Source organism: Arthrobacter sp. TMN-49 (assembly GCF_054511095.1).
In genome coordinates this window covers 1-3,458 of sequence record NZ_JBTNDH010000067.1, presented here as the reverse complement: position 1 = coordinate 3,458, position 3,458 = coordinate 1, and the positions used below count along the sequence as shown (strand labels likewise).

The 3,458-nt window shown below is 58.5% G+C and carries 3 protein-coding genes; all 3 read left to right on the top strand.

Annotated elements, in window-relative coordinates:
* The first annotated feature begins 145 nt into the window (after positions 1–145).
* The 3 genes from ACX80E_RS17065 to ACX80E_RS17055 are packed head-to-tail and all read left to right on the top strand — an operon-like array spanning position 146 to position 3,370.
* Entirely contained in the window at positions 146–1,393 is a 1,248-nt protein-coding gene (locus ACX80E_RS17065; RefSeq protein ID WP_459303256.1) for a tyrosine-type recombinase/integrase, read from the top strand.
* Positions 1,390–2,364, top strand: a complete 975-nt coding sequence (locus ACX80E_RS17060; protein ID WP_459303255.1) for a tyrosine-type recombinase/integrase — start codon at positions 1,390–1,392, stop codon at positions 2,362–2,364. Before ACX80E_RS17065 ends, ACX80E_RS17060 begins: the two co-directional genes overlap by 4 nt.
* Positions 2,351–3,370 carry a tyrosine-type recombinase/integrase gene (locus tag ACX80E_RS17055; protein ID WP_459303254.1) on the top strand — a complete coding sequence of 340 codons (1,020 nt, stop codon included), beginning with the start codon at positions 2,351–2,353 and terminating at the stop codon, positions 3,368–3,370. The genes ACX80E_RS17060 and ACX80E_RS17055 overlap by 14 nt, the downstream gene beginning before the upstream one ends.
* Positions 3,371–3,458 lie beyond the last annotated feature (88 nt).

The window sequence follows — 3,458 nt, the reverse complement described above, 5'->3', positions numbered from 1 at the left end:
CCATGATTATCCGGAGGATTCTGTTATCCCGAGTTTCTGCCGCTATGCCTTTGCCCTGCCGGTTTTTGTGGGGTCCTACTCGGGATAACAATCTGGGACTACGCTGACTCACCCTTGTTCGTTTTCTCCTGGAGGTGAGGAAGAAGTGAAGATTCCCATTGGTGAGCTGATCTCAACAGCTGATGCTGAGGTCCTCAAGCTCAATCACGCAGCGTCAACGCTGATGCAGTATCGGTGGGCATGGCACCGGTTCGAGGTGTTCTGCTCCGAACAAGAAGTCACCGAGTTCACTGACGAAACCGTGGCAGTCTACTTGCAGTTCCTGACCAAGGAACGCGCCGAGGGCAGGTTCAAGGAGTGGAAATACAAGCTCCTGCGCAAGAGCGCCCTTGTGCTGTCAGAGGTCAACGAAACTGGCACGTATCAGTGGAAGTTATCCAAGCATGCCGGACCGAATGATGCGCTCAATGGTGTGTTTCGTTCCGTTCAGGAGCGCTTCGAAGGATGGCTGACCCAACAAGGTCTGGCCCAGACCACACAAGAGCTGCGTGCAACCGTTGGTCGCCGGACGTTGGCGTCGTGGCAAGAGCAAGGAATCACGGATTTTCAAGCTTTGTCTGGTTCAGATGTGGCGTCCGCCTTGCTTTCACTGGCAGGGAGCTATCAGCCGGGCAGCATGGGGACTGTGCTCTCCGCCGTTCGGGTGCTGTGCCGATTCCTCGAAGAATCCCAAGGATGCTCAGGTCTGACCAGAGCTGTTCCTCGGATCTTTTCACGACGCGTGAGACATGTTTCTGTGCTGCCCGCTGAGAAGGTTGAGATGCTCGCGAACTCGCCCGACGCGGGTACGGTCACCGGAATTCGGGACCGTGCAATGCTGCTGCTGGGAGCGCGAACCGGGTTGCGCCCCGTCGATATCGTGGCCCTGCGCCTGCAGGATATCGACTGGCGGCACGGATGCATCACCCTGGCGCAACACAAGACACAGACGGCGCTGACCCTGCCACTGTTGGCTGACGTTGGAGAGGCCATCGCCAACTATCTGCTTCACGACAGGCCCACCGGGGTGAACGATGAGCACGTATTTCTTCGGACACAAGCCCCGTACGTTGCCTTAGCGCCTTCGAATCGCTTGCATCACATGGCGGCCGGTGCCTTTGCCCGGACAGGATTTGGTTCCCAGCCCGATACCGGCGGCCGCGGTTTTCGGGTGTTGAGGGCTTCCTTGGCGACCAGAATGCTCGAAGGTGATACGCCGTTGCCCGTCATCTCCGAGGCGCTGGGCCACCGGAGTATTTCCTCAGCCAAGCACTATCTTGCTGCCGACGAGGAACGCATGCGGGCATGTTGTCTTGATTTTGTGGGGATCGAACCCAGAAGGACAAGGTCATGAACGGCCTTGTCAGCGGCTTGGCCCCTCATATCCAAGGTCTCCTGGAGCTTAAGCATGCGATGGGGCTGCCGTATGAATCCTCGGAGCGTCATTTGTTGGCCTTCGACGCCATGTGCGCTCAGCACTACCCAGGGCAGAGCAGTCTTTCACGGGAGATGGCCATGGAATGGGTCGTGAAACATCCAGCCGAACATATCAACGGCCAGATCAAGAGGATTACCTCCATCAGGCAGCTCGCCAAGCACATGGCCTCGCTGGGAATCGAGGCCTATGTCATCCCGACGGGCATTCCTGGACGACGGATTCATTACAGTCCGCATATTTTTTCCCACCGGGAGCTGCGTGCGCTTTTTGATGCGGCCGACGCGATCAAAGATTCGCCGATTGGTGGGCAGCGGCAACTGATCATACCGGTGGTATTTCGGATGATCTATTGCCTGGGTCTGCGCCCGGGCGAGGCGAGGAAACTTCACCGCAACGATGTCAATCTGGCCCGTGGTGCGGTGCTGATTCGTGAGTCCAAGGGGCACAAGGACCGGATGGTGTTCATGTCACCGTGTCTGCAGGAGTATTGCCGCGCATACGATGCGGAGATCATTCCCTTCCACCCAGATCGGATACCGTTCTTTCCCAACCGCCAGGGAAACATCTATAGCAGCACGGCACTGGACAGTTGGTTCCATGAGCTTCTGGATGTTGCTGGCTCGCTCATCGTGGCGAGTCCCGGTTCGCCTCCGCGGCCTTATGACCTGCGGCATGCCCATGTGATCGAAGTGATCAACCGGTGGGTGCGTGCCGGGCGGAGCCCGGAGGTGCTGGTCGCCTATTTGAGCTTGCATCTGGGGCACAGAAACACCGAGGACACCTGGTATTACTTTCATTTGGCCGCCGACTTCTATCCCGAGCTGCGCGGCATCGCGAATACACATATTGAATCCCTGTTCCCGGAGGCACACCATGAAATCCGATGAATTCTTCTCCTTGGTCCGAAGCTGGTTGACGATCTATCTTCCGCGAGCTCGCAGACTCAGCCCCCACACGATTCGCTCCTACAAGACGGCCTTGAACACCTTCTTGGCGTTTCTGGGCGAAACCCGGTCTTTGAAGCTGGATCAGGTCGGCTTCGACGCGATCACCTACAGCAGCGTGAACGCGTTCCTCACATGGCTCATGGATTCCCGGCACCTGGCCGCCTCCACCGCGAATCAACGACTGGCCGCCGTCAAGTCCTTCCTGTCATACTGCGCTGGAGAAGAGGCCGCACTCGTTGCGATCTGGTTGGACGTCAAAAGAGTCCGCCCCGCCCGAACACCCGAGCATGCTCCGGATGCGTTGAGTATGGCCGCCGTTGAAGCGCTGATTCGCGCACCAGGACAACAAACCAGCCGAGGCCTGCGCGACACCACCATGATCCTGCTGCTCTTCGATGCCGCCGCACGCATCCAAGAAGTCCTCGATCTGACGCTGGCCGACGTGACCACCACGGCCGGAAGTGGACAAGTAACACTTACAGGAAAAGGCCGAAAGACACGCACACTGCCCATCATGGACAAAACCGGACGGCATCTGGTGCAGTACCTGACACTATTCCACCCCGGCGCCAGTGTTCCTGAGGCCCTGTTCTTCTACACGATCCGGGCCGGCCAGCACCAGCCCATGAGCCAGGACAACGTTGCTTACCTGCTGAACAAGCACGCGGACACCGCAAGAAAGAACTGCCCGGAAATTCCCGAGCACATCCACGCCCATCAGCTCCGGCACGCCCGTGCGATGCAAATGCTCCGGGCCGGCGTGCCACTGCCCCACATCAAGGAATTCCTTGGCCACGCGAATATCTCCACCACCGAAATCTACGCCTCGGCGGACAACCAGATGGTCCGCGAGGCCATCCAGAAAGCAGCCAGCACCACACCCGACCTCGCCCCGATCTGGAAAGGAGACGATGACCTGACACTCCGCCTCGCCGGACTCAAATAATTATCCCGAGGAATGGGCGCCCGAACCCGCGCCAGACAACGCCCGACCGACACTACACGGGATAACAGAATCCTCCGGATAATCATGG